The sequence below is a fragment of the Micromonospora sp. NPDC050795 genome, from assembly GCF_044456785.1.
GTDB lineage: Bacteria > Actinomycetota > Actinomycetes > Mycobacteriales > Micromonosporaceae > Micromonospora.
Genome location: NZ_JBITGE010000021.1, coordinates 56,932 through 79,445 on the forward strand (window position 1 = coordinate 56,932; position 22,514 = coordinate 79,445).

General features: G+C 71.5%; 18 protein-coding genes. 5 read left to right on the top strand and 13 right to left on the bottom strand.

Going from position 1 to position 22,514, the window contains the following annotated elements; all coding sequences use genetic code 11:
- Nucleotides 1-63: 63 nt before the first annotated feature.
- The 3 genes from ACIBEF_RS19560 to ACIBEF_RS19570 all read right to left on the bottom strand — a co-directional run bounded on the left by ACIBEF_RS19560 (nucleotide 64) and on the right by ACIBEF_RS19570 (nucleotide 3,488).
- On the bottom strand, nucleotides 64-1,626 hold the full coding sequence (locus ACIBEF_RS19560; protein ID WP_396794648.1) for an AMP-binding protein: 1,563 nt from the start codon (nucleotides 1,624-1,626) through the stop codon (nucleotides 64-66).
- 193 nt (nucleotides 1,627-1,819) lie between these two features.
- Nucleotides 1,820-3,034, bottom strand: coding sequence for an acyl-CoA dehydrogenase family protein (locus ACIBEF_RS19565; protein WP_396794650.1), 1,215 nt, complete (start codon nucleotides 3,032-3,034; stop codon nucleotides 1,820-1,822).
- A gap of 1 nt (nucleotide 3,035) precedes the next feature.
- The gene (locus tag ACIBEF_RS19570) at nucleotides 3,036-3,488 is read right to left on the bottom strand and encodes an SCP2 sterol-binding domain-containing protein (RefSeq protein ID WP_396794651.1); all 453 of its coding nucleotides are present in this window, start codon (nucleotides 3,486-3,488) and stop codon (nucleotides 3,036-3,038) included.
- Between the two features lie 67 nt (nucleotides 3,489-3,555).
- On the opposite strand from ACIBEF_RS19570, the gene ACIBEF_RS19575 reads away from it, so the two are divergent.
- Nucleotides 3,556-4,194 carry a TetR/AcrR family transcriptional regulator gene (locus ACIBEF_RS19575; protein ID WP_396794652.1) on the top strand — a complete coding sequence of 213 codons (639 nt, stop codon included), beginning with the start codon at nucleotides 3,556-3,558 and terminating at the stop codon, nucleotides 4,192-4,194.
- Here the strand turns inward: ACIBEF_RS19575 and ACIBEF_RS19580 are convergent.
- Nucleotides 4,169-4,834, bottom strand: coding sequence for a DedA family protein (locus ACIBEF_RS19580; protein WP_396794653.1), 666 nt, complete (start codon nucleotides 4,832-4,834; stop codon nucleotides 4,169-4,171). The genes ACIBEF_RS19575 and ACIBEF_RS19580 overlap by 26 nt on opposite strands.
- A 169-nt stretch (nucleotides 4,835-5,003) precedes the next feature.
- Here ACIBEF_RS19580 and ACIBEF_RS19585 point away from each other — a divergent pair, with 169 nt between their 5' ends.
- On the top strand, nucleotides 5,004-5,645 hold the full coding sequence (locus ACIBEF_RS19585) for a response regulator (protein WP_396794655.1): 642 nt from the start codon (nucleotides 5,004-5,006) through the stop codon (nucleotides 5,643-5,645).
- 12 nt (nucleotides 5,646-5,657) lie between these two features.
- Here the strand turns inward: ACIBEF_RS19585 and ACIBEF_RS19590 are convergent, their stop codons facing one another.
- The 7 genes from ACIBEF_RS19590 to ACIBEF_RS19620 form a co-directional block, all read right to left on the bottom strand.
- A complete protein-coding gene (locus ACIBEF_RS19590; RefSeq protein WP_396794657.1) occupies nucleotides 5,658-6,278 on the bottom strand; it encodes a DedA family protein in 621 nt (206 codons plus the stop codon).
- Nucleotides 6,279-6,339: 61 nt separating this feature from the next.
- On the bottom strand, nucleotides 6,340-7,602 hold the full coding sequence (locus ACIBEF_RS19595; protein ID WP_396794658.1) for an adenylosuccinate synthetase: 1,263 nt from the start codon (nucleotides 7,600-7,602) through the stop codon (nucleotides 6,340-6,342).
- Nucleotides 7,599-8,558 carry a hypothetical protein gene (locus tag ACIBEF_RS19600; protein WP_396794659.1) on the bottom strand — a complete coding sequence of 320 codons (960 nt, stop codon included), beginning with the start codon at nucleotides 8,556-8,558 and terminating at the stop codon, nucleotides 7,599-7,601. Before ACIBEF_RS19600 ends, ACIBEF_RS19595 begins: the two co-directional genes overlap by 4 nt.
- A gap of 9 nt (nucleotides 8,559-8,567) precedes the next feature.
- Complete coding sequence (locus tag ACIBEF_RS19605; RefSeq protein WP_396794661.1) at nucleotides 8,568-9,536, bottom strand: serine/threonine protein kinase; 969 nt, start codon at nucleotides 9,534-9,536, stop codon at nucleotides 8,568-8,570.
- Nucleotides 9,533-10,285 carry an NUDIX domain-containing protein gene (locus tag ACIBEF_RS19610; protein ID WP_396794662.1) on the bottom strand — a complete coding sequence of 251 codons (753 nt, stop codon included), beginning with the start codon at nucleotides 10,283-10,285 and terminating at the stop codon, nucleotides 9,533-9,535. Before ACIBEF_RS19610 ends, ACIBEF_RS19605 begins: the two co-directional genes overlap by 4 nt.
- A 139-nt stretch (nucleotides 10,286-10,424) precedes the next feature.
- Nucleotides 10,425-11,291, bottom strand: coding sequence for a MaoC/PaaZ C-terminal domain-containing protein (locus ACIBEF_RS19615; RefSeq protein WP_396794663.1), 867 nt, complete (start codon nucleotides 11,289-11,291; stop codon nucleotides 10,425-10,427).
- The gene (locus ACIBEF_RS19620) at nucleotides 11,291-12,646 is read right to left on the bottom strand and encodes a 3-oxoacyl-ACP reductase (RefSeq protein ID WP_396794665.1); all 1,356 of its coding nucleotides are present in this window, start codon (nucleotides 12,644-12,646) and stop codon (nucleotides 11,291-11,293) included. The genes ACIBEF_RS19615 and ACIBEF_RS19620 overlap by 1 nt, the downstream gene beginning before the upstream one ends.
- A 55-nt stretch (nucleotides 12,647-12,701) precedes the next feature.
- Between ACIBEF_RS19620 and ACIBEF_RS19625 the strand changes: the two genes are divergently transcribed.
- Nucleotides 12,702-13,994 carry an acetyl-CoA C-acetyltransferase gene (locus ACIBEF_RS19625; protein ID WP_357203710.1) on the top strand — a complete coding sequence of 431 codons (1,293 nt, stop codon included), beginning with the start codon at nucleotides 12,702-12,704 and terminating at the stop codon, nucleotides 13,992-13,994.
- Between the two features lie 66 nt (nucleotides 13,995-14,060).
- Here ACIBEF_RS19625 and ACIBEF_RS19630 read toward each other — a convergent pair whose 3' ends face one another.
- A complete protein-coding gene (locus ACIBEF_RS19630) occupies nucleotides 14,061-16,385 on the bottom strand; it encodes a PKD domain-containing protein (RefSeq protein ID WP_396794666.1) in 2,325 nt (774 codons plus the stop codon).
- 177 nt (nucleotides 16,386-16,562) lie between these two features.
- A complete protein-coding gene (locus tag ACIBEF_RS19635) occupies nucleotides 16,563-18,890 on the bottom strand; it encodes a PKD domain-containing protein (protein ID WP_396794667.1) in 2,328 nt (775 codons plus the stop codon).
- Between the two features lie 278 nt (nucleotides 18,891-19,168).
- Here ACIBEF_RS19635 and ACIBEF_RS19640 point away from each other — a divergent pair, with 278 nt between their 5' ends.
- Complete coding sequence (locus tag ACIBEF_RS19640) at nucleotides 19,169-20,140, top strand: glycosyltransferase family 2 protein (RefSeq protein WP_396794702.1); 972 nt, start codon at nucleotides 19,169-19,171, stop codon at nucleotides 20,138-20,140.
- Nucleotides 20,133-22,475: a hypothetical protein gene (locus ACIBEF_RS19645; RefSeq protein WP_396794669.1), complete on the top strand. Its 2,343-nt coding sequence runs from the start codon at nucleotides 20,133-20,135 to the stop codon at nucleotides 22,473-22,475. Before ACIBEF_RS19640 ends, ACIBEF_RS19645 begins: the two co-directional genes overlap by 8 nt.
- The last annotated feature ends 39 nt before the right edge of the window (nucleotides 22,476-22,514 follow it).

Genomic DNA, 22,514 nt, shown 5'->3' on the forward strand with positions numbered 1-22,514 from the left:
CTCGGGCAACCCCTGTCGCAGCCGCCACCGGTCGCGCCGACCTCACCCCCGTACGACCCGCGGTCAGCCGTAGTAGCGGCGCAGCTCTCGGGTCAGCACCTTGCCGGTGGCGTTGCGGGGTAGGTACTTCACGAGGATCACGTCCCGGGGGACGCTGAACCGGGCCAGGAAGTGCCGGACATACTCGCGGACCGCCTCGGGGTCGAGGGTCTCGCCGGGGTGCAGGGCGAGGAACGCGGAGAGGCGCTGGCCGTACTCGGGGTCGGGCACGCCGATCACTGCCGCCTCGCGGACCTGTGGCAGTTGCGCGAGCAGGTCCTCCACCTCGGACGGGAAGACGTTCTCGCCGCCAGAGACGATCATGTCGTCGGCTCGGCCGTCGACGAAGAGCAGCCCGTCGGCGTTGAGCCGGCCGAGGTCGCCGGTGTCGAGCAGCCCGTCGTGGGTTTCCCGGCTGGCACCTGAGGTGTAGCCCTCGAAGAGCATCTCGTTGCCGACGAAGATCCGTCCGACCCGTCCGTCCGGTACGGGTTGGCCGTCGTCGTCGAGCAGCTCCAGGCGGGTGCCGTGCGGGGGACGACCAGCGGTGGTGGGTGCCTGACGCAGGTCCTGCGGGCCGGCGATGGAGGCCCAGGAGACCTCGGTGGACCCGTAGAGGTTGTAGAGGACGTCTCCGTAGACGTCCATGAACTTCGGGGCCAGTCCGCCGGGCAGGGCGGAGCCGCTGACCGCGACGACAGTGAGCTGGGGGCGCGGGTCGGGCGGGGGCACCTCCAGCAGCCGTTGCACCATCACCGGTACGGCGAAGAGCGCGTCGCAGCGGTGCGTGGTCAGGGCGGCGAGCGTGGCGGCCGGGTCGAAGCGGCGGTGCAGCACGATGGTGGCCCGTAGTGCCAGGCAGACCTGGAGGGCGGCGAATCCCCAGGTGTGGAAGATCGGTGCGGCGATCATCACCCGGTCCCGGGCGTGCAGGGGGATGCGGTCGATGATGGACACCAGTGGGCCGAAGCCGCCTGGTGTCGGCCGCCGGGCACCCTTGGGCGTGCCGGTGGTGCCGGAGGTGAGGACGATGATCCGGCCGTCGCGCTCGGGTGGTTGCAGGTCACCGGGCAGTGCCCCGGCCACCAGTTCCTCGCGGGCGCGTTCGTCGAGCCGGTGCAGCTCGGCGGGGAGGCCGAGGACCCGATCGGCGAACTCGTCGTCGTGCACGAGGAGCCGCAGTCGCTGCTCCTCGGCGACGGTGCCGAGCTGGGCGGCGCTGAGCCCGGTGTTGACCAGTACCGCGTCGACGCCGAGCAGGGTGGCGGCGACGATCGTCTCGATCAGTCCGCTGTGGTTGCGGCAGAGCACGCCGATCCGGTCGCCGGCCTGTACGCCGAGCCCGGCCCGCATCGAGCGGGCCAACCGTTCGGCCCGGTCGAGCAGGTCGTGGTAGGTCAGCTCGACGCCGTTCTCGTCGATGACGGCGGGCCGGCCCGGGTCCCGGGCGGCTGCCTGGCGTAGCTCGCCTGCCAGGCTCCACCCCCACGTGCGCAACGCGTTGAGCTGCGAGGCGACCCGGATCGGGCTGCCGGGGGTGAGCAGCCCGCGACGGGTCAGCGTGGTGACGACGAACGGCAGGTCCATGCCGCAGACCTCCTCGGGGTGGTGCGCGGACGGGCGGCGGCCCGCCCGTCCATCAGGGCTTCTTTCCTTGATCATGCACTGGGCGCGGCTGAGGGCCCAGTTCGCGTCGGCGTGGGGTGACAAAGACGGCACAGATCGTGGAGTCCGGGCCGCCGTCGGCCCGCCCGTCGAGGAAGGGCTGGGCCGACGGCGGTCAGCGGATCTGCATCCCGGAGATCGCCCGGGAGATGACCAGTCGTTGGATTTCCGAGGTGCCCTCGAAGATGGTGTAGATCTTGGCGTCCCGGTACCAGCGCTCGACCGGGTGGTCACGCAGGAAGCCGGCTCCGCCGAGCAGTTGCACTGCCTTTTCGGTGACCGACACGGCCACCTCGCCGGCCTTCAGTTTGGACATCGATCCTTCGCCCGCTGTGAACGGGCGGTTGTTGCGGCCCATCCACGAGGCCCGCCAGACCAGCAGCCGCGCCGCGTCGATCTCCATCCGCATGTCGGCCAACGCGAACGCGACCGCCTGGTTTTCGATGATCGGGCGTCCGAACTGGACGCGGTCCTTCGCGTAGTCGAGGGAGTACTCGTAGGCGGCCCGTGCCACGCCGAGCGCCTGGGCGCCGACGGTGGGTCGGGACAGCTCGAACGTGCGCATCGCGGCCTGCCCGGTGGACCGCTGACCGGAGCGGGCACGGTCGAGGCGTTCCAGCAGGGCGTCTCGTCCGCCGAGGAGGCAGCGGCCGGGTACGCGTACCCCGTCGAGGAAGACGTCGGCGGTGTGGGACGCGCGGAGCCCGAGTTTGCGTAGCTTGCGGGTGGCGGCCAGGCCGGGGGTGCCGGGCGGTACGACGAACGCCGCCTGACCCCGGGAGCCGAGCGCGGGGTCGACGGAGGCGGTGACCACGTGCACTCCAGCGATGCCGCCGTTCGTGGCGTACGCCTTCTGGCCGGTGAGCACCCACTCGTCGGTGGCCTCGTCGTAGACGGCCCGGGTGCGCATCGCGCCGACGTCGGAGCCGGCTTCCGGCTCGCTCGTGCAGAAGGCGGCGACGGTCGGCGAGTCGACGTCGCCGAAGCACTGCGGCACCCACTCGACCATCTGGTCCGGGGTGCCGGCGCCGTAGATGGCGGCGACGGCGAGCGAGGTGCCGAAGATGCTCATACCGATGCCGGCGTCACCCCAGAAGAGTTCCTCGCTGGCGATCGGGAGGGAGAGGCCGGTCGGGTCGGCCCAGCAGGTGGCGAGGAACTCGAAGCCGTAGAGGCCGACCTTGGCGGCTTCCTGGATCACCGGCCACGGGGTGTCCTCGCGTTCGTCCCACTCGGCGGCGGCCGGGCGCACGACCTCGGCGGCGAAGCCGTGCACCCAGTCGCGTAGATCCCGCTGTTCCTCGTTCAGGTCGAGCGAGAACTCAGCCATGTCAGGCCTTGGGGATGTCGAACAGGTTGGCGATGTTGGCGGCGAGGCCGAGGTCGCCCTTCGCCTTCAACTTGCCGGTCATGAACATCATCACCGGGTTGGCGCCACCGGAGACGATCTTCAGGAACTCGACCGGGCCCATGGTGAGGCTGAGCTTCGGGTCGTGCTGCGGGGTCGAGTTCACGACGCAGGTGCCGTCGGCGATGACCACCTCGTAGGTGTCGCTGCCGCCGTCGGGGCGACCGGTGATGATCCAGTGGATGACCGCGTTGGTGGAGCCGGCCCGGTCCGCGCGGAACAGCGACGGCATCCGGCCGAACACCTCGCCCAGGACCTTGTCGCGCATGTCGCCGGACATCACCTGGGCGATCTTGTCGTCCGGGGTGGACTTGACCAGCTGGGCGAACTCCTTGGGGCCGACGTTGGCGAAGTTGGCCGGGTCGAAGTCAGTCATCAGGTGCGCCTTCCGGAAGATTGGCTACTCGCGCGTAACCCTACGCACGAGTAGGTATGCTCGCAAGGTGTCCAGCGTCCCCGCCTTCAAGCGCCTGCCTCGCGCCGTCCGCGAGCAGCAGATGCTCGACGCGGCCGTCAAGGTCTTCTCCCGACGTGGTTTCCACGCCGCCAGCATGGACGAGATCGCCGAGGACGCCGGCATCTCCAAACCCATGGTGTACGCGTACCTCGGCACCAAGGAGGAGCTCTTCGTCGCCTGCCTGCACCGGGAGGGCACCCGGATGATGCAGGCCATCGCCGGGGCGGCGGCCCCCGACCTGCCGGCCGACGAGCGGCTCTGGCGAGGGCTGAGGGCCTTCTTCGGCTTCGTCGGCGCCTACCGGGACGGCTGGGCGGTGCTCTACCGGCAGGCCCGGGGCGAACAGCCGTTCGCCGGCGAGTTGGCCACCATGCGGGCCCGGTTGGTCGAGGTGGTCGCCGGAATGCTCGACCACGCGTTGCGCGCCGAGGGACGCGAGATCGCCGCCATCGACCTGGAGGTCGTCGCGTACGCCCTGGTCGGCGCGACCGAGTCGTTGGCCGACTGGCTCGCGGACCACCCGGACGCCGACCCGGGGAAGACGGCCACCCGGATGATGAACGTGGCCTGGCTCGGCGCCGCCCAACTGCTGCACGGCGTCACCTGGCGTCCGCCGGCCGTCTGACGGCCCCGGCCGGAAGAGCGTCGGTGCCCGGCTCGCCGGCCCGCGCCGTACGGCGGCGGTTGCGGAGCCAACGGACCACCTCGACGACCACCGTCACCGTCAGGGCGAGGCCCAGACCGAGCAGGAGACCACGCAGCGGAACCTGCTCGAAGGCGAGCCCGCCGACGTATCCGACCAGCGCGGAGTAGAGCCCCCACGAGCTGGCGGCCAGCGCGTCGAAGGCCAGGAACCGCCGCCGGGGATAGCGCACCGCACCCATGGTGAGGGTGACAGCGGTCCGGCCGCCCGGGATGTAGCGGGCCACGGTGAGGATCAGGCCGCCCCGGGTGGCGATCCCCCGACGGGCCCGATCGATGGCGGCCCGGCGTCGACCGTCGGGCGGCAGCCGGTCGAGCAGCCGGGTGCCGCCACCCCGCCCGATGGCGTACGAGATGTGGTCCCCGACCAGCGCCCCGGCGGCGGCCACCAGGATCACCGCCGGCAGGTACGGCGCTCCGGAGGCCGCGAACACCCCCGCGGTGATCACCGCCGTCTCGCTCGGCACCACCGGGAAGAAGCCGTCGAGCACCGCGATCGCGAAGATCGCCAGGTACACCCAGGGCGAGGACATCGTGTCGTGCAGCAGGTCGAGCAGATCCATGATCCCGATGCTGGTCGGGGCGGCTGCTCCCGACATCGGCCAGTGGTCAGGCGGGCGGCACTACGAAGGTAGCGGCCGGCCCGGACTGGGCATCGGGGTCATCCCCCACCTCACCCGCCGTGGACGGCGGCTTCCTGGTCCGGGCCCTGATCCCGCTGGTGGGTGCGGCGTGATCCGGGTCGTGGTGGTCGACGACGAGCAGTTGGTTCGGGCCGGGCTGCGGCTGATCCTTGAGGCGGCCGAGGACATCACCGTCGTCGGTGAGGCAGCGGACGGTGTCGGCGCGCTGGCGCAGGCCCAGCGGTTACGCCCCGACGTGGTGCTGCTCGACGTGCGGATGCCGGGCGTCGACGGGCTGACCGTGGCGCCCGACGTGGTCGCCGTCGGCCCAAAGGTGATCATGTTGACCACCTTCGACCTCGACGAGTACGTGCACCGCGCGCTACGTGCCGGCGCGGTCGGCTTCCTGCTCAAGGACACCCCGCCCCGCGAGCTGGCCGCCGCCGTCCGCACGGTGGCCGCCGGGAACGCGATGCTCGCCCCGACGGTGACCCGGCGCCTGATCAGCTCGTTCGCCGAACGTGGTCCGGCCCGCCGGGACGCGGCCCGTGAGCGGCTCGCACCGCTGACCGAGCGGGAGCTGGTGATCGTCCGGGAGGTGGCGCGCGGGCACGGCAACGCGGAGATCGCCCGGCGGCTGACGATGAGCGAGGCCACCGTCAAGGCACACGTCAGCCGGGCGCTGGCGAAACTCCACGCGGGCAACCGGGTGCAGCTGGCCATCCTGGTGTACGACGCCGACCTGCTGTGACGGGTGCGCCAGTCACCGTCGGGCGGCGGCGCGACGGTGCGCCTGGCGGCGCAGCCACCGGATCCCCTCCAGCCCGAACGTGACGACCAGCGAGACCCCCACCCCGACCAGCACGCCCTTCACCGGGTCACGTTCGAAGGCCAGCCCGCCGAAGTAGCCGAGCAGCCCGCAGTACAGCGCCCAGGTGATCGTCGCGATGCTGTCGTACAGCAGGAATGACCGGCGGGGATAGCCCACCGCGCCCATGGTGAGCGTGACGGCGGTCCGCCCGCCCGGCACGTACCGGCTGGTGGTCAGGATCATCCCGCCGCGTCGGTCCACCGCCCGCCGGGCCCACTCGGAGCTGGCCCGCCGGCGGCTGCCGTCGGGCAGGCGGGCCAGCCGGCGGGCACCTCCGCCCTTTCCGATGGCGTACGAGACGTGGTCGCCGACCAGCGCGCCCACGGCGGCGCTGACGATCACCAGGGTCAGGCTGGGGTGCCCGCCGCTCGCCGAGAGCACCCCCGCGGTGATCACCGCTGCCTCGCCCGGCACCGCGGGGAAGAACGCGTCGATCGCGGTGAGCCCGAAGATCACCAGGTAGACCCACGGCGACGTGACCGTCCCACGGAGGAGGTCGAGGAGGGCGTCCATTCCCCCATGCTTGCCGGGCGCGACCTGCCCGGTGGGCGAGTCGCCGGATCCCCCGGAGTTGTCAGCTGGCGCGGACCAGGGCCGGTGGGGCCAGCAGTGGGCCGCACGGGGTCTTGTCGTCGGCGGTGGGGCCGTGCGAGGTCAGCACCACCGGTGTTCCCAGCTCCGCGCGTACCGCCTCGGCCCAGTCCGCCGGTGGGCCGTCGTACACGGGGCGGGAGCGCAGCAGGCGGGCGGTGAGCGCGGCCTGCCGGTCCAGGTCACCGGGCGGGCCCGGGGTGAGCCGGTCGGTGGTGTCGTAGCGGCGGCAGATCCGCAGGTCGGGGCCGGTCAGGTCGAGGTGGGTCAGGGCCAGGCCGTCGACGCCGCCGGCCGCGGCGAGGGCGTACCGGTGGGCGACCGCGTCGAAGTGGCCGAACCGGAACCGGCCCTGCCACGGGTTCGTGGTGTTGTGCGCGTCGGCGAACGGCAGGCTGGGGTCCTCGGTCACCAACGGGCCGTGCCCGTGCCGGGTGGTTACGATGCGGAGCACCCCGATCCGGGTCACGTCGCCGGGCCGACCCGCCTCGGCGAGCAGGCTGTCGACGTTGGCGAACGTCGTGGTGCTCCAGGTGGTGTACGGGTGGAAGCCGTGCCACTCGTCGAGCAGCACCCCCTGCGCGCCCTCGAAGACGCAGGTCCCGGTGCGCAGCGCCTCGGCGAGCCAACTGCCGTCGACGATGGCGACCCGGTCGGCGAACCCCGTGTACGCGGGCAGGCAGTCCTCGATCGGTGGCGCGTCCAGTGGGCCCAGCTCGGCGGTCAGCCGGTCCCGCAGGATGGTCAGCCTGCGGCGCAGCAGTGCCGGGTGGTGGCAGTCGGCGACCCGGGGCGCGTCGTCGGGGTGGGCGAGACCGTACGCGACGGCCTCGCCCACCCCCAGCCCGCAGGAGCCGTGCCGGTCGGCTCCCCGGGTGATCTCGCGGGCCCGGTTGGCGGCCCGGTGGTACGGGGTGGCGAGCAGTGCGTCCCCGTCGACGGTCAGCCGGTCGAGCGCGTCGGGCACCCCGAGAGTGGCGAGGTGGTCGGCCTCGGCGGCCATCGCCAGCGGGTCCACCACCACGTGCCGGGACAGGTGCGTACGCACACCGGGATGGAAAGTGCCGGCGCCGAACTGCGCGAACGTGTGGTGCCGCCCGTCGCGCAGCACGACGTTGTGTGCCGCCTGCGCGCCCCCGTTGAAGCGGACCACCGTGTGCACGGGACGGGTGGCGCAGAGCCAGTCCACCACGGTGCCCTTGCCGGCGTCGCCGTAGCCGAGGTCGACCACCGCCACGTGGTTCACAGCCGGGTCACCGCGCTGGCCGTGTCGGTGAACGTCGGCAGCGTCGACACCTCGGCCCGCCGTCCCCGGCCGAGGCGGGCCAGCGCCTTCGACACGGTCCCGGTGGCGCTGGAGCCGGCAAGGTCCAGGTCACGCAGGCCCTCGTCCAGGTCGATGGCCTGCTCGCCGAGGCCGATGGTGAGCGCGATGGTCTCGCAGACCGCGTCGAGGTCGTCGAGCACGACGGCGTTCTGCCCGAGCAGGTCCCGCCAGAAGTCGAGCACCTTGGCGTTGCCGGAGTAGTGGCTGCCGGTGGGGAGCAGGTAATAGGTGTCCCAGCGGCGGGTCACCTCGTCGACGACCTGCCGCAGCGGCACGTCCTCGGAGAGGTCGTCCCCGATCAGGCCGGCCACCTCCCGGGCCTTCACCCGCTGGTACGCCAGCTCGTCGCCGATGATGAACAGGTAGCCGCGCCGGCCGCGCTTCTCCCAGTTGTCGGTGACCGTGTGCCGGGCCATGAAGTACATGGCCAGCTCGTACGACTCGCTCATCTGTCCGCCGCCACCGCCCTCCAGCACGATCCGGCCGAGGTCGTCGTCCATCCGGTTGTCCGACTCGAACTGGCCCACCTGCAACGGCACCCGGTCGCAGGCGGCGTCGCCGATGGCACCGAACATGATCTGCGGGTCGCTGGCGTAGCCCTGCCGTTGCAGCAGCCCGAGCAGTTGCGGCAGCTTGGTCTGCAGGACCCGCGGCACCGTGCGCATCGAGCCGGTCACGTCGAAGAGCACCGCGACGGGGGTCGACCGGGGGTGCTCGGCGGAGTCGCGGCTCTCGCGGGTCGCGTCCCTGGGGTCGAGCGCGGGGTGCACGGTGCGCGCCCCACTGTCGCTGTAGGAGAAGGCGCTCCTGCCGGTCGACCGGCGGTAGCGGTCGGCTGCGTCGTACACGTCGGTGGACCAGATTCCACTGCCCATGACAGCTCCTTAGGGGGTGAGGGTGAAGGGTCGGAAGGTGCGTGGCCCGTAGAGCCGGTCCAGCACCTGGTCGAGTTCGCGCAGCAGGCGCCACGCGTCGTCGGGCCGGGCGCCCAGCGACCGTTGCCGGCAGCCCTGCGCGAAGGTGTGCAGCTCGCGGGGCGCGCGCGGGCCCATCAGCCAGCTCATGCAGTGGCTGGCCATCGCGATGTCGGTGCCCGGCCCGCACGGCTGCTTCTTGAGGACTTCCTCCGGGTCCCAGCCGTGGCCGGGGACCACCGCCGGGATGGTGCTGCCGACAGCCGCGGAGAAGCACCAGTCGATCAGCACCACGCCGTGGGCGTCCGGCTCGATCAGCACGTGTCGGGGCACTACCGCGCCGTGCACCACGCCCGCGCGGTGGGCCAGGCCGAGCACGACCAGCAGTCGCCGCCACATCCAGGCCACGTCCCGGGCGTCCAGCCCGTCGGGGTACGCGCGCCGCACCTCGTCGAGGTCGTGCAGGCCGGGTGCGGTGGCGAGCACGTTTATTCGCCGTTCCGCGCCGGTGGTGGCGTCGCGGTGCCGGAACTCGTCGACCAGCCGGGGCACGTACGGCAGGTAGCGCGGGTCGCCGCGCTCGGCGATGGTGCGCAGGGCGTGCGCCTCGCGGGCCATCAGGTCGTTGTCGGTGGGCCGTCGGGGGAGCTTCAGCAACCGGTCGTCGCCGACGTCGTAGAGGTCGGCGAGGTCACCCGAGTGGGCCGGCGCGCCGAGCCGGTAGTCGCCGAGGACTGTGGTCTGCCGTGCCTGCCACCGGGTGGTGACGTGGATGAACGCGTCGATGGCGTCGGCGCGTACCGCCGGGTCGGTCGGTAGGCGGTCGGGGTGCAGGGCCGCGACCAGCTCGCGGTAGCGGCGGGCCGGCTGGTCGGCGCCGAACAGGTCCGCGTCGGTGCGGGCGGCCGCGACCAGGTGGATTGCCTCGGTGGCCCTCACCGCACCGTCTCCTCGCGGGCGGGGCGCAGCAGCGCCGGGTGCAGCAGGCGGGCGTCGCCGGCCCGGTAGAGCCGGGCGCGCGGGCCGCCCCGGGCACCACCGCGCTCGGTGCTGGCGCCGGTGCTCTCCACGAAGCCCGGCACGGAGAGCACCTTGCGGTGGAAGTTGCCGGCGTGCAGCGGGTGCCCCCAGACCGTCTCGTAGACGCCGCGCAGTTCGCTGATCGTGAACTCGGCGGGGAGGAAGCGGGTGGCGAGCGGGGTGTACTCCACCTTGGAGCGGGCCCGTTCCAACGCGTCGTCGATGATCCGGCCGTGGTCGAAGGCGAGCTGCCGGCTGGTCAACGCGGTCACCGGCAGCCAGATCGCCTCGTCGGCGTCGCTGCCGGCGGCCGGGTCCGGCAGGTCGGGGGCGAACGCGAGGTGGGCGATCGAGACGACCCGCATGCGCGGGTCGCGGTCGGGCGCGCCGTAGCTGCCCAACTGCTCCAGGTGTACGCGGCGCAGCTCCTCGCCGCCGAGCCCGGTCTCCTCGGCCAGCTCCCGTCCGGCGCCAGTGGTCAGGTCCTCGTCGGGGCGGACGAAGCCCCCGGGCAGCGCCCAGTGCCCGGCGAAGGGTGCCTCGCCGCGTCGGATCAGCAGCAGGTGCAGTGCGCCGTCGCGGATGGTCAGTGCCACCACGTCGACGGTCACGGCGACCGCCGGATAGGCCCGGGGGTCGTACGCGGCCAGGAACTCCTGCTCGTTCATCATGTCTCTCTCACTTTGAGAACATCTCTCTCTGAGAACAACTTAGCGCAGAAGTGCGTGCCTGCCAAGGGCAGGACCAACTCAGCACACGAGGCGGTGGCGTGGTGCGCTCAGCGCACGAGGCGGTGGCGTGGTGCGCTCAGCGCACGAAGCCCGTCAGGTGGGGTCGGCCCCGTGAGTCGTGCAGGGCGAACCCGCCATCCGGCAGGAGCGCGAAGCTCACAGTGCTCGGCAGTGGCACGGGCAGCTTGAAGGCGACCTCGACGGTGTACGCGTCCGGAAGCCGGGCCTCCAGCGCGGCCAGGCAGCGCGCCTTGCTCCACATGCCGTGCACGATCGGCCGGCGGAAGCCGAACAGCCGCGCACCGAGTCGGGAGGTGTGGATCGGGTTGTGGTCGCCGGAGACCCGCGCGTACTCCGTACCGACGCGCGGTTCCACACGCCAGCGGGCGGTGGCCGTCGGTGCGGCGGGTCGCTCGCCGGGCTCGCGCCCGCCCGGCCCGCGCTCCCGACCGAGGTACGTCGAGACGCCGCGCCACACCTCCTCCCCGTCGACCGAGCCGACCAGCACCACGTCCACCTGCCGCCCCCGGTCGTGGGGGCGCAGGTTCTCCGCGTACGTCGTGAAGTCGAGGGTCTCGTCGGCGGTGATCGGGCGGTGCGTGGTGATCCGGTTGCCAACGTGCACCAGGCCGATCAGCGGGAGGGGGAAGTCCGGCGCGGTCATCAGGCGCAGGGCCAGCGGAAAGCCCATGACGTGCGGAAACGTCGCGGGCAGCCGATCGGTGAGCCGGAACCCGCAGACCCTGTCGTAGTCGGCGAGCTGCGCTCGCTCGACGCTCACCCCACCCACTGTCAACTCGACAGCCGGCAGGTCGGGCCCGCGCCGTCCACCCCCGAGGCCCGGTAGCGCGCCGAGCAACGCCCGTCGGTGCAGCGCCCCGACCGCCGGCATCCGGGGCAGCTCGACCAGGCTACGGCCGCCCGACTCCGGCCCCGTTCCCATCACGCCCCCAGCAGGCTCTGGCCGCAGACCCGGACCACGTTTCCGCTGACCGCGCCGCTGGCCGGCCAGGCCAGCCAGCCGATCGTCTCGGCCACGTCCACCGGCAACCCGCCCTGGGCCAGGCTGTTCATCCGCCGCCCCGCCTCGCGGACCACCAGCGGGATGCGCGCGGTCAGCCGGGTCTCGATGAAACCCGGGGCCACCGCGTTGACGCTGATCCCGTGCTCCCGCAGGGCCGGCGCGAGTGAGTCGACCAGCCCGATCACGCCGGCCTTGCTGGTGGCGTAGTTGGTCTGCCCCCGGTTGCCGGCGATCCCGGCGATCGACGAGACCGAGATGATTCGCCCGCCGGCCGGGATCAGCTCCCGCTCCAGCAGTACGTCGTTGATCCGTTCCTGGCTGGAGAGGTTGACGTCGATCACCTGGTCCCACCGGTCGGCGTCCATCCGGCCCAACGTCTTGTCCCGGGTGATGCCGGCGTTGTGCACCACCACGTCGACCCGGCCGTGCCGGCCGGCCAGGTGCTCAGCGAGTCGGGTCGGCGCGTCCGGCGCGGTCAGGTCGAGTTGGACGGCGGTGCCGCCGATGTCGTTCGCCACGGCGGCGAGCGCGTCGCCAGCGGCCGGAATGTCCAGGGCCACCACCTTCGCGCCGTCGCGGGCGAGCACCTTCGCCAGCGCGGCACCGATGCCCCGTGCGGCGCCGGTGACCAGCACGACCTGCCCGTCCAGCGGGCGGTCCCAGTCGGCCGGGACGCTCGCCGCGCCGCCGCCGACCCGGATGACCTGCCCCGACACGTACGCGGACCGGCCGGACAGCAGGAACCGGAGAGTCGATTCGAGGCTCGTGAGTGTGCCGGCGTCACCATCCGCGCGGCTCACGTGGACGAGTTGCGCGGTGGTGCCCCGGCCGAACTCCTTGCCGATGCTGCGGACCAGCCCTTCGAGGGCGCGCTGGGCGGTCGCCTCCCGGGGTGTCGGGCACTCCTGCGGAGGGGTGCCCAGCACGATCACCCGGCCGCTGGGCAGCACGGCCCGAGCCTGCGGGTGGAAGAAGTCGTAGAGCTGGCGCAGCTCGGTCGAGTCGGTGATGCCGGTGGCGTCGAAGAGCAGCGCTCCGTACCGCTGCGGGGCGGCGGCGGCCGGGTCGGCCAGCTCGACCCCGGCGCTGGTGAGGATCTTGGCAACCGGCTCGGTGAGCCGGCCGCCGGTGGCCGCGCCGAGCAGGGCCGGGCCGGCCAGCAGCGGGTCGCCGGGGTGGTGCCGGCGCAGTCGGGGCGGGTCGGGCAGCCCGAGGCGCTTGACCAGCGCGCGGCCGGCGGCCGATTGGACGAAGCTCGCGTACCTGTCGGTCATGGGCGTAGCCTACTGGCGAGTAGGGTTCGAGCAACACATGTCGAGGAGGCGGATCGTGCAGAGCATCCGGCGGGTCGCGGTCATCGGGGGCAACCGCATCCCCTTCGCCCGCTCCAATTCCCGCTACGCGGACGCGTCGAACGCGGACCTGCTCGGCGCGGCGCTCGACGGCCTGATCGCCCGCTACGGGCTGGCCGGGCAGCGCATCGGCGAGGTGGTCACCGGGGCGGTGCTCAAGCACTCCCGCGACTTCAACCTCACCCGTGAGGTGGTCCTCGGCTCCCGACTCGACCCCCACACCCCGGCGTACGACATCCAGCAGGCCTGCGGCACCGGCCTGGAGGCCACCATCCTGGTCGCCAACAAGATCGCCCTCGGCCAGCTCGACGTGGGCATCGCCGGCGGTGTCGACACCACCTCCGACGCCCCGCTCGCCGTCAACGAGGAGATGCGCCGCACGCTGCTCAAGCTCAACTCGGCCCGTACGTTGGGCGAACGGCTCAAGATCGCGGCGAAGCTGCGCCCGTCCCAGCCGTTCAAGCCGGAGATCCCGCGCAACGCCGAGCCGCGTACCGGGCTGTCCATGGGCGACCACGCCGCCCGGACCGCAGTGCGCTGGCAGATCGACCGGCGCTCCCAGGACGAGCTGGCGCTGCGCTCACACCAGCGCCTCGCCGCCGCGTACGACAGGGGTTTCTTCGACGACCTGATGACGCCGTACCTGGGGCTCACCCGGGACGCGAACCTGCGCCCGGACAGCAGCCTGGAGAAGCTCGCCTCGCTGAAGCCGGTCTTCGGCACCCGTGGCCCGGACGCCGAGCACGCCACCATGACGGCCGGCAACTCGTCACCCCTCACCGACGGGGCGTCCACCGTGCTGCTGGCCAGCGAGGAGTGGGCGGCGGCGCACCACCTGCCCGTGCTGGCCTGGTTCAGCTGGTCGGAGACAGCGGCGGTGGACTTCGTGCACGGCGACGAGGGGTTGCTGATGGCGCCCGCGTACGCGGTGCCCCGGATGCTGGCCCGTGCCGGGCTGACGTTGCAGGACTTCGACTACTACGAGATCCACGAGGCGTTCGCGTCGCAGGTGCTGGCCACCCTCGCCGCCTGGGAGTCGCCGGAGTTCGCCAAGGACCGGCTCGGCCTGGACGCGCCGCTCGGCGCTGTCGACACCGACCGGCTCAACGTCAACGGTTCGTCGCTGGCCGCCGGGCATCCGTTCGCCGCCACCGGCGGGCGCATCGTGGCGACCCTGGCGAAGCTGCTGGCCGAGCGGGGCAGCGGGCGCGGGCTGATCTCCATCTGCGCCGCCGGTGGGCAGGGCGTGACCGCCATCCTGGAACGCTGACTGGCCTTCGTACGACGACGCCCGCCAGACCCTGAGGTCTGGCGGGCGTCGATCGTGTGGTGGGGCTCAGCCGAGGGTGAACTTCTCCCAGGTGCTGATGGTCGGGCCGTTGGCGATCAGCGGCTTGGATCCTGCGCCGTCCGCGCTGACGTACTTGTTGTTGATGGCGGCCTTGAAGCTGACCGTGCCGTCGCTGTTGCGGACGATGGTGAACCGTTCCCAGGTGCTGGCCGTCGGGCCGTTGGCGATCAGCGGCTTGGCGCCTGCGCCGTCGGCGGACACGAAGTGGTTGTTGACCCGGGCGAGGAGGCCGACCTGCCCGTTGCCGAGATCCACCACGTCGAACCGCTCCCAGAGGCTGGCCGTGGCAGCCGAGGCGATCAACGGCTTGGCTCCTGCGCCGTCGGCGCTGACGAAGCGACCGTTGACCTTCGCCTTCAGCGACCGGTTCGCGTCCGGTACGACGACCTGGAGGAACTTCTCCCAGGTACCGATGGTGGGCCGGTCGGCGCTCATCGGAACGGCCCCGCTGAAGTCGGCGGTCACGTACATGTTGGTGATGGGGGCCTGGAGGCTGATGGTGCCGTCGCTGTTGCGCACCAGCGTGAACGCCTCGCGTATGTCCACGAGCTTGCTCGTCGCGGTCAACGTGACGTGGTCGAACTGGGAGATGCCGACGTAGCGCCCGGCCGCCCGGGAGAAGAGGGCGACCTTGCCGTCGCCGGCGTCCGCCAGGTCGAACTGCGCGATGGTGCTCGGTTCGGCCTGGTTGGGTCGAAGCCCGAAGCCGGTCTCGAAACTCACGTAGCGGCGGTTGGACAGGGCGCGCAAACCAATGGTCCCGGTCGGCCGCAGCATGCTGATCTGATTGCCGTAAGCCGTCGACCGACCGTCGGTGCCGGTAACCGTGACGGTCACGGGGTAGAGGTCCGGCTTCGCGTAGGTGTGCGAGGCGATCGGGCTCGTCTGGGTGACGACGCTGCCGTCGCCGAACGAGAACTGGTAGGACGCGATCGGGTTGAGGCCGGGGGTGGAGGCGGACGCGTCCACAGTCACCGACTGCGTCTGGAGATTCAGGGCAACGTCGAACGACACGACCGGGGCGCGGACGGCCTCCACGGCACCACGGTCCGCGAAGGTGACCGGGCCGGCGCCGGTGTTCGCCACCGCCGGGTCGTCGACGCGCGGCCAGCCGGCGCGGTCGAGCGTCTGGTAACCGGGCGCGGCCGAGTTCGCCGAGTCGATGTTGTCCCGGGCCTGTCCCGTCTCGCGGTCGTGGGCGGCCTGGCCGGAGGCGGCACGGAACGCGGCGAGGCTCATCCGGGTGTTCCAGGCGTAGATCTGCGGTGAGTCGTTGTTGTAGTGGTGGGCGTTGTTGTAGTCGACCACCGTCTTCCCGACGGCACCGCCGTAGACGCCGATCTCGACACCGTCGAGGAACGCCTCGTCGCAGTAGCTCTGGTCGAAGAAGCCGTTCGTGATCAGCACGTTGTTCTGCACGGAGACACCGGACGAGGCTCCGTCGACCCGGATCCCGTCTCGGCAACGGTCCTTGATGGTGTTGTTGGTGATGGCCGTGCCGGTGCCACCGTTGTTGTGCACCCCGTGGCCGGGGCCACCGTCGATCTGGTTGTTGGCCACCACAGTGTCGACCGCGCCCGCCCCGATGGCGACTGCCGCTCCGGTGAAACCGCTGACCTTGCTGTCGAGGATGCTGACTCTCGGCCCGTCGACCCGAACGCCGACGCCGTCGGAGGGTGTCCGGTACCCGGCGCTGCTCAATACGTTCACGGATTTGACCAGCACGTCGCTGCTAGCGGCGTCGATGATGATTCCGGCGTTCAGGGTCGGCCCGCTGGCGTTGATCTGCTTCAGTGTCGACCCGGTGACGCCGGCCAACCGGACAGCGGGCGCGGTCGAGGAGGTGTCCATCGCGAAGTTGCCGCCCTGGATGGTGATCCGCGAGGAGTTGCGCAGGTCGAGGCCGGGCAGCACGCTTGTCGACCCGTTGGTGCGCAGATTCTTGAGTACGACGTCGTGCTGGCCGTCGATCACGAAGCCGGCGGTCGCGCCGATCAGAGTTGCCACCTCACTGGCGAAGAAGGTGACTGGCTGCTCTGGCGTGCCGGACGTGGGGATCGTGACGCGTTCCCGGTAGTTGCCGCTGCCGACGTCCACCGACTGGCCGGCCGTGACCACCGCAGCCGCGGCACCGATGGTGCAGAACGGCTGCGTCAACGTGCCCGGGAACTGGTCGGAGCAGCCGGTGGCGGGGTTCTGCCGGACGTAGAGCGTCGTCGGAGCGTCCGCCTGGGCCGGCAGCATGGTGCCCACCAGGGCACCACCGGTCAGCACGACGGTCGCGAGACCGGAAAGGAGGGATTTGCCCATGCTTTGCCTCGGGGATGAGGAGGATCCGGCGGTCGCCGGGAGTCAGATAGAGGTGATCATGCATCACCGGCGGGTCGTGGCACTGACCGCAGTGACAAAAAGGCCACTCCGCCGCTGTGTGCACGGCGACGCCCGCCGGACCCGAGGGCCCGGCGGGCGTCGACAGTGCGGTAGGGGTCAGCCGAGGGTGAACCTCTCCCAGGAGCTGATGACCGGGCCGCTGGCGATCAGTGGCTTGCTGCCCGCGCCGTCCGCGCTCACGTACTTGTTGTTGACGGCGGCCTTGAAGCTGACGGTGCCGTCACTGCTGCGGACCATTGTGAACCGCTCCCAGGTGCTGGCCGTCGCCGCGCCCGCTATCAGCGGCTTGCTGCCAGCGCCGTCGGCGGACACGTAACGGTTGTTGACCCGGGCGAGAAGGCCGACCTGCCCGTTGCCGAGATCCACCACGTCGAACCGCTCCCAGGTGCTGGCGGTCGCCGCGCTCGCGATCAGCGGCTTGGCCCCCGCGCCGTCGGCGCTGACGAAGCGACCGTTGACCTTGGCCTTCAGCGACCGGTTAGCGTCCGGTACGACGACCAGGAGGAACTTCTCCCAGGTGCCGATGGAGGGTCGGCTGGCGCCAAGCGGAGTGGCGGCGTTGACGTCCGCGGTCACGTACTGGCTGGTGACGGGGGCCTGGAGGCTGACGGTGCCGTCGGCGTTGCGCACCAGCGTGAACATCTCGCGTACGTCCACGACCACGCTGTCCGCGGTCAACGTGGAGAGGTCGGACTGGGCGACGGCGACGTAGCGACCGACCGCCCGGGAGAAGAGGGCGACCTTGCCGTTACCGGCGTCCGCCAGGTCGAACTGCGCGATGGTGTTCGGTTCGGCCTGGTTCGGTCGAAGCCCGTAGCTCTTCTCGTAGCTCACGTAGCGGCGGTTGGACAGGGCGCGCAGACCGACGGTCCCGGTCGGCCGCAGCATGCTGATCTGCCTGCTGTAAGTCCCCGACCGACCGTCGGTGCCAGTGACCGTGACGGCGATCTGGTAAGCGCCCGGGTTCGCGTAGGTGTGCGAGGCGATCGGGCTCGTCTGGGTGACGGTGTTGCCGTCGCCGAACGAGAACCGGTAGGACTCGATCGGGCTGAAGCCGGGGAGGGAGGCGGACGCGTCCACAGTCACCGAGCGCGCCTGGATGTTCATGGCGAGGTCGAACCGCACCTCCGGACTCCGGACGGCTTCGGTGGTGCCACGGTCGGCGTACGTGACCGGGCCGGCGCCGGTGTTCGGCACGCCCGGGTCGTCGATGCGCGGCGAGCCGCCGCGGTCGAGGGTCGGGTAACCGGGGGCGGCCGAGTTCGCCGAGTCGATGTTGTCGCGTGCCTGCCCCGTCTCGCGGTCGTGGGCGGCCTGGCCGGAGGCGGTCCGGAACGCGGCGAGCCCCATCCGGGTGTTCCAGGCGTAGATCTCCGGTGAGTCGTTGTTGTAATGGTGCGCGTTGTTGTAGTCGACCATCGTCTTTCCGACGGCACCGCCGTAGACGCCGATCTCGACCCCGTCCAGCACCTTGTTGTCGCAGTAGACCTGACCGAAGTGACCGTTCAGAGCGAGCACGTTGTTCTGAACGGAGACGCCGGACGAGGCTCCGTCGACGCGGATGCCGTCCTGGCAGCGGTCCTTGACGGTGTTGTTGGCGATGGCCGTGCCGGTGGCCCCGTTGTTGTGCACGCCGTGGCCGGCGCCCCCGGAAATCACGTTGTTGGCCACCACCGTGCCGGCCGCGGTGGGCCCGAGCGCGATCGCCGCATTGGTGAAGCCGTAGATGCTGCCACCGATGAACGAGTTGCGCGGCCCGTCGATCCGGACGCCGACCGTGTTGTCGGCAAGGATGTAGTTGGCATAGCCCTGCACGCTCGTGTCCTGGATGGCCACGTCACTGCTGGCGGCGTCCATGGTGATGCCGGCGCTGGCGGTCAACCCACTGACGGTGATCTTCGACAGGCTCGAGCTGGTCACGCCGGCGAACCGGATCACCGGTGACGTCGCGGGTATGTTCAGGCCGTAGGTGCCGCCCCGGATGGTGAGGCCCGAGGAGTTGCGTGCGTCCAGGGCCGGCACCTCGCCCGACCCGACGACGCGGAGGTTCTGGAGCACCACGTCGTGCTGGCCGTCGATCACGAAGCCGGCCGTCGCGCCGATCAGGGTGGCTGAGGAACTGGAAGTGGTGAGGAAGGTGACCGGCTGCTCCGGCGTGCCGGATGTGCCGATCGTGACGCGCTCCCGGTAGTTGCCGCCGCCGATGTCGACGGTCTGCCCGCCGGTGACGATCGCTGCTGCGGCTCCGATGGTGCAGAACGGCTGCGCCAAGGTCCCCGGGTACTGATCGGAGCAGTTGGCGGGGGGATTCTGCCGGACGTAGAGCGTCGTCGGAGCGGCCGCCTGGGCGGGCAGCGCGGTGCCCACCAGGGTGCCACTGGTCAGTAAGGCGGTCGCGAGACCGGCGAAGAAGGATTTACGCATGCTGGCCTCGAAGAAAAGGAGGATCCGGCGACGCCGGGAGTCAGATTAGGCGATTCTGCATGATCGACAAGCGAGGTGCTGACCTGGGTGACAAAACGGCCACCCGTCTCGTGACCGTCCCGGTTCCGGCGAACCGAAGTGGCCGGCAGTAGACGTTCACGTCCCGTTCAACGGCCGGCTGACCGCCCGTGAGGTTGTCGGGTAACGGTGACCGTTCGCACCCCCGAACGAGGTGCGTTCGATGACACCTGCGTCCGGAACGGGGCCGGTAAGTGTTGGTGCTGTCTGTCGTCATCCCGATGTACAACGAGGCCGCGGTCATCCCGGCCCTGATCGCCCGGCTGCGTCCGGTGCTCGACGCGCTCAGCGTTGAGTACGAGGTGGTGGCCGTCAACGACGGCAGCCGGGACGACACGGTCTCGGTGCTCTTCACCCATGCGCGGAGCTGGCCGCAACTGCGCCTGGTCCAGTTGCGCCGAAACAGTGGACACCAGGCGGCGTTGACCGCCGGGCTGTACCGCGCCCGTGGGCAGTGGGTGGTCAGCCTGGACGCCGACCTGCAGGACCCGCCGGAGACGGTCGCCGAGATGCTGCGGGTAGCCCGTGAGCAGGGCGTCGACGTGGTGTACGGCGTACGCGCCGACCGCAGCTCGGACACCGTGTTCAAACGGCGAACCGCGCAGCTCTACTACCAACTGATGCGCCGGCTCGTCGGCGCCGAGGTGCCCGCCCAGGCCGGTGACTTTCGGCTGGTCAGCCGGGACGTGATCGAGACCCTGCGTCAGCTGCCCGAACGCACCCCGGTCTACCGGCTGCTGGTACCCGCGCTCGGCTTCGCCAGTGCGGAGGTGCGCTACTCCCGGGAGGTTCGGGCGGCGGGCGAGACGAAATATCCACTGCCCCGGATGATCGCGCTCGCGTGGGACAGCATCGCCAACTTCTCCGCAGCGCCGCTGCGTCTCGCCACCTGGCTGGGAGCGATCAGTTTCCTGGCCTGCCTCGGCCTCATCGGCTTCGGCGTCGTGGCGTACCTGCGCGGTCTGACCATCCCCGGCTGGACGTCGACCTTCGTGGCGGTCCTGCTCCTCGGTGGCGTGCAACTGGTCTGTCTCGGCCTGCTCGGCGAGTACGTCGGGCGGATCTACGCGACAGTGCAGGGTCGACCGACGTACCACGTCGGGGCCGACTCGGCGGACACCGAGCTGGCCTCCCCGTTTCCCGCCGCGCCGGTGGGTAGCGCCGGTGCCTGACTCGCTCGGGTTGGTGGACCGACCCGCCTCAGCGCCCGCGCCGCAGCCGGACCGACGATCCGCCCGGTCACTCCGGTCCGCCGTGGTCGCGGCCCTGCCCTGGGCGGTGCTCCTCGCCGCGTTGCCGGCCGCCTGGTCGTACACCAACGTTCCCGCCGTCGACGTGCTCCGCTATGTGGCGTACTGGTCATTGGCCCTGGTGTTACCCGGCACCCTGGTGCACCGGGCGGTACGCGGTGGCCGCGGCAACCTGCCGGAGGACCTGGGCTTCGGCGCGGCCACCGGGCTGCTGCTCGAACTCGGCGTCTGGATCGCCGCCGCGGCCACCGGTCAGCAGCACCTGCTGCGATGGTGGCCGGTGCCCCTCGTGCTCGCCTTCCTGGCCGTTCCCCGGCTACGTCAACACTGGCGGGTCGGGGCCCGCCGGCCGCTCCCTCTCGCCTGGCACTGGTCTGTTGTCGCTGTGCTGCTGCTCGCGCTGCTGTGGGCCGTCGCGCAGTGGCGTCTGGTGCCGCTCCCGCCGGTTAACCACAGCTACTACCAGGATCTGCTCTACCACCTGTCGCTGGTCCAGGAGCTGACCCGGGACCTGCCCTTCCAACTGCCGCAGATGGCCGGCGAGCCACTGCGCTACCACTACCTGTCCGACGCGCACATGGCCGCCGGCAGCATGATCACCGGTATTCCACCCGCAACGGTCCTGCTGCGGCTGTGGCTGGCGCCGGTTGCCGTCGTCAGCGTGCTGGTCACCGCCGGCCTGGCCCGGGACCTGACCGGCCGCTCGTGGGCGGGCCCGGTGGCGGGCGCGGCGGCTGGCCTCGGCATGCCGGTGGCCGTCAACTCGGCCATCGCGGACGGCGCCTTCGCGTTCTCCTTCTCCAGCCCGTCACAGACGTACGTCCTGCCACTGCTGGTGCTGCTCGCCGGCATCTGCGTCGACGCCGTACGCGGGCGACCGCTGGGCGTGGCCTGGGCGCTGCTGCCGGCACTCGGGCTGGCCTGTGCCGGCGCCAAGTCCAGCGCGCTGCCGCCGCTGATCGCCGGCGTCGCAGTGGCCGTCGCCGCCACCTGGTGGCAGCAGCGCCGGCGGGTGCCCTGGCCGGCACTCGCGACCCTGCTCTGCCTGGTGGTGCCGATGGGCCTCGGCTATCTCCTCTTCGCCGGAGGCGGAGCGGGCACCCTGGCCCCACAGGCGTTCGCGTTCCTGCACGCGATGCCGCAGTACCGGGAGACCATCGGCGCGGGCGACGGGGTGCGCGGCGGCGGGCTGCTGCCGTTCGGTCTGAGCAGGGCGGGGGCGTCCGGTTGGCTGCTCACGTTCGTCCTGCTCGGCTGGTGGCTGCTGGTGCAGTTGCCCCGGCTGATCGGGATGCTGGTCCTCGCCGGGCCACGCCGTGCCGATCCGGCACCCTGGCTGCTGTCGGGGGCGGTGCTCGCCGGCGCGGGCGGCATCTGGACCCTGCACCATCCGTCGCTGAGCCAGGTCTACTTCTGGTTGGACGTGCTCCCGTTCGGCGCGGTGCTGACCGTGTGGCTGCTCACCCTCGTCCGGCCGCCCTGGCCGGTGGCGGTGTCCGCCGCGGTGCTCGGCGTGGCGTCGTACCTCCTTGTGCCCATGATGCCCCGGCCGGCCGCGACCATGGTCGGTTGGATGGGCGTCCTCGGCCGGTCGTACCTGCGGCTCGCGGTCCTTCTCCTGCTGGCCGCGTTCGTCGCGATCGGAGTCCGTGCGCTGCTGGGTCGCCCCGACGGCGGCGGGCGGCGGCGGACCGTAACGGTGGCGTTGGCCGGCGTCACGGCGGCGTTGCTCGGCGCGAGCGTCGCCCGGGGCGTCGACGGAGCGGTCCGGTACGTCCAGGTCGCACCGGGGCTGCCCGCGTCTGTCGCGCAGCCGTCCACGGTGACGGCAGCGGAGATGCGGGCCGCGCTGTGGCTGGACGAGCACGCGGCGGACGGCGACGTGGTGGCCACCAACGTGCACTGCCGTCCGGTGCCGACCACCGCGCACTGCGACGCCCGCGCCTACTGGGTGACCGGGCTGGGTGGGCACCGGACGGTGGTGGAGAGTTGGGGTTACACCGATGCCGCCCTGGCCGCCAACGGACGGCGGGGTCTCGGATACGTACGGCAGGATCCGCCGGACCCGGCCCGGTTCGCGCTGAACGAGAGGGTGTTCCGGGCACCCACCACGGCCGACCTGGACCGGCTGCGCGCCGACTACCGGGTCCGGTGGCTGTTCGCCGACACCCGGGCCGGCGAGGTGTCGCCGGCGTTGGCCGGGCTGGCCCAGGTACGCCTCGTCTCCGGCAGCGTCACGGTCTACGAGCTGCGCTGATCGGCCCTCGCACGACGACGCCCGCCGGACCCTGAGAAT

Bases quoted from the DNA above. Each gene is read 5' to 3' on its own strand.
- ACIBEF_RS19560 (WP_396794648.1), bottom strand. From the start codon at position 1,626: ATGGACCTGCCGTTCGTCGTCACCACGCTGACCCGTCGCGGGCTGCTC.
- ACIBEF_RS19565 (WP_396794650.1), bottom strand. From the start codon at position 3,034: ATGGCTGAGTTCTCGCTCGACCTGAACGAGGAACAGCGGGATCTACGC.
- ACIBEF_RS19570 (WP_396794651.1), bottom strand. From the start codon at position 3,488: ATGACTGACTTCGACCCGGCCAACTTCGCCAACGTCGGCCCCAAGGAG.
- ACIBEF_RS19580 (WP_396794653.1), bottom strand. From the start codon at position 4,834: ATGGATCTGCTCGACCTGCTGCACGACACGATGTCCTCGCCCTGGGTG.
- ACIBEF_RS19590 (WP_396794657.1), bottom strand. From the start codon at position 6,278: ATGGACGCCCTCCTCGACCTCCTCCGTGGGACGGTCACGTCGCCGTGG.
- ACIBEF_RS19600 (WP_396794659.1), bottom strand. From the start codon at position 8,558: ATGGGCAGTGGAATCTGGTCCACCGACGTGTACGACGCAGCCGACCGC.
- ACIBEF_RS19610 (WP_396794662.1), bottom strand. From the start codon at position 10,285: ATGAACGAGCAGGAGTTCCTGGCCGCGTACGACCCCCGGGCCTATCCG.
- ACIBEF_RS19615 (WP_396794663.1), bottom strand. From the start codon at position 11,291: ATGGGAACGGGGCCGGAGTCGGGCGGCCGTAGCCTGGTCGAGCTGCCC.
- ACIBEF_RS19620 (WP_396794665.1), bottom strand. From the start codon at position 12,646: ATGACCGACAGGTACGCGAGCTTCGTCCAATCGGCCGCCGGCCGCGCG.
- ACIBEF_RS19630 (WP_396794666.1), bottom strand. From the start codon at position 16,385: ATGGGCAAATCCCTCCTTTCCGGTCTCGCGACCGTCGTGCTGACCGGT.
- ACIBEF_RS19635 (WP_396794667.1), bottom strand. From the start codon at position 18,890: ATGCGTAAATCCTTCTTCGCCGGTCTCGCGACCGCCTTACTGACCAGT.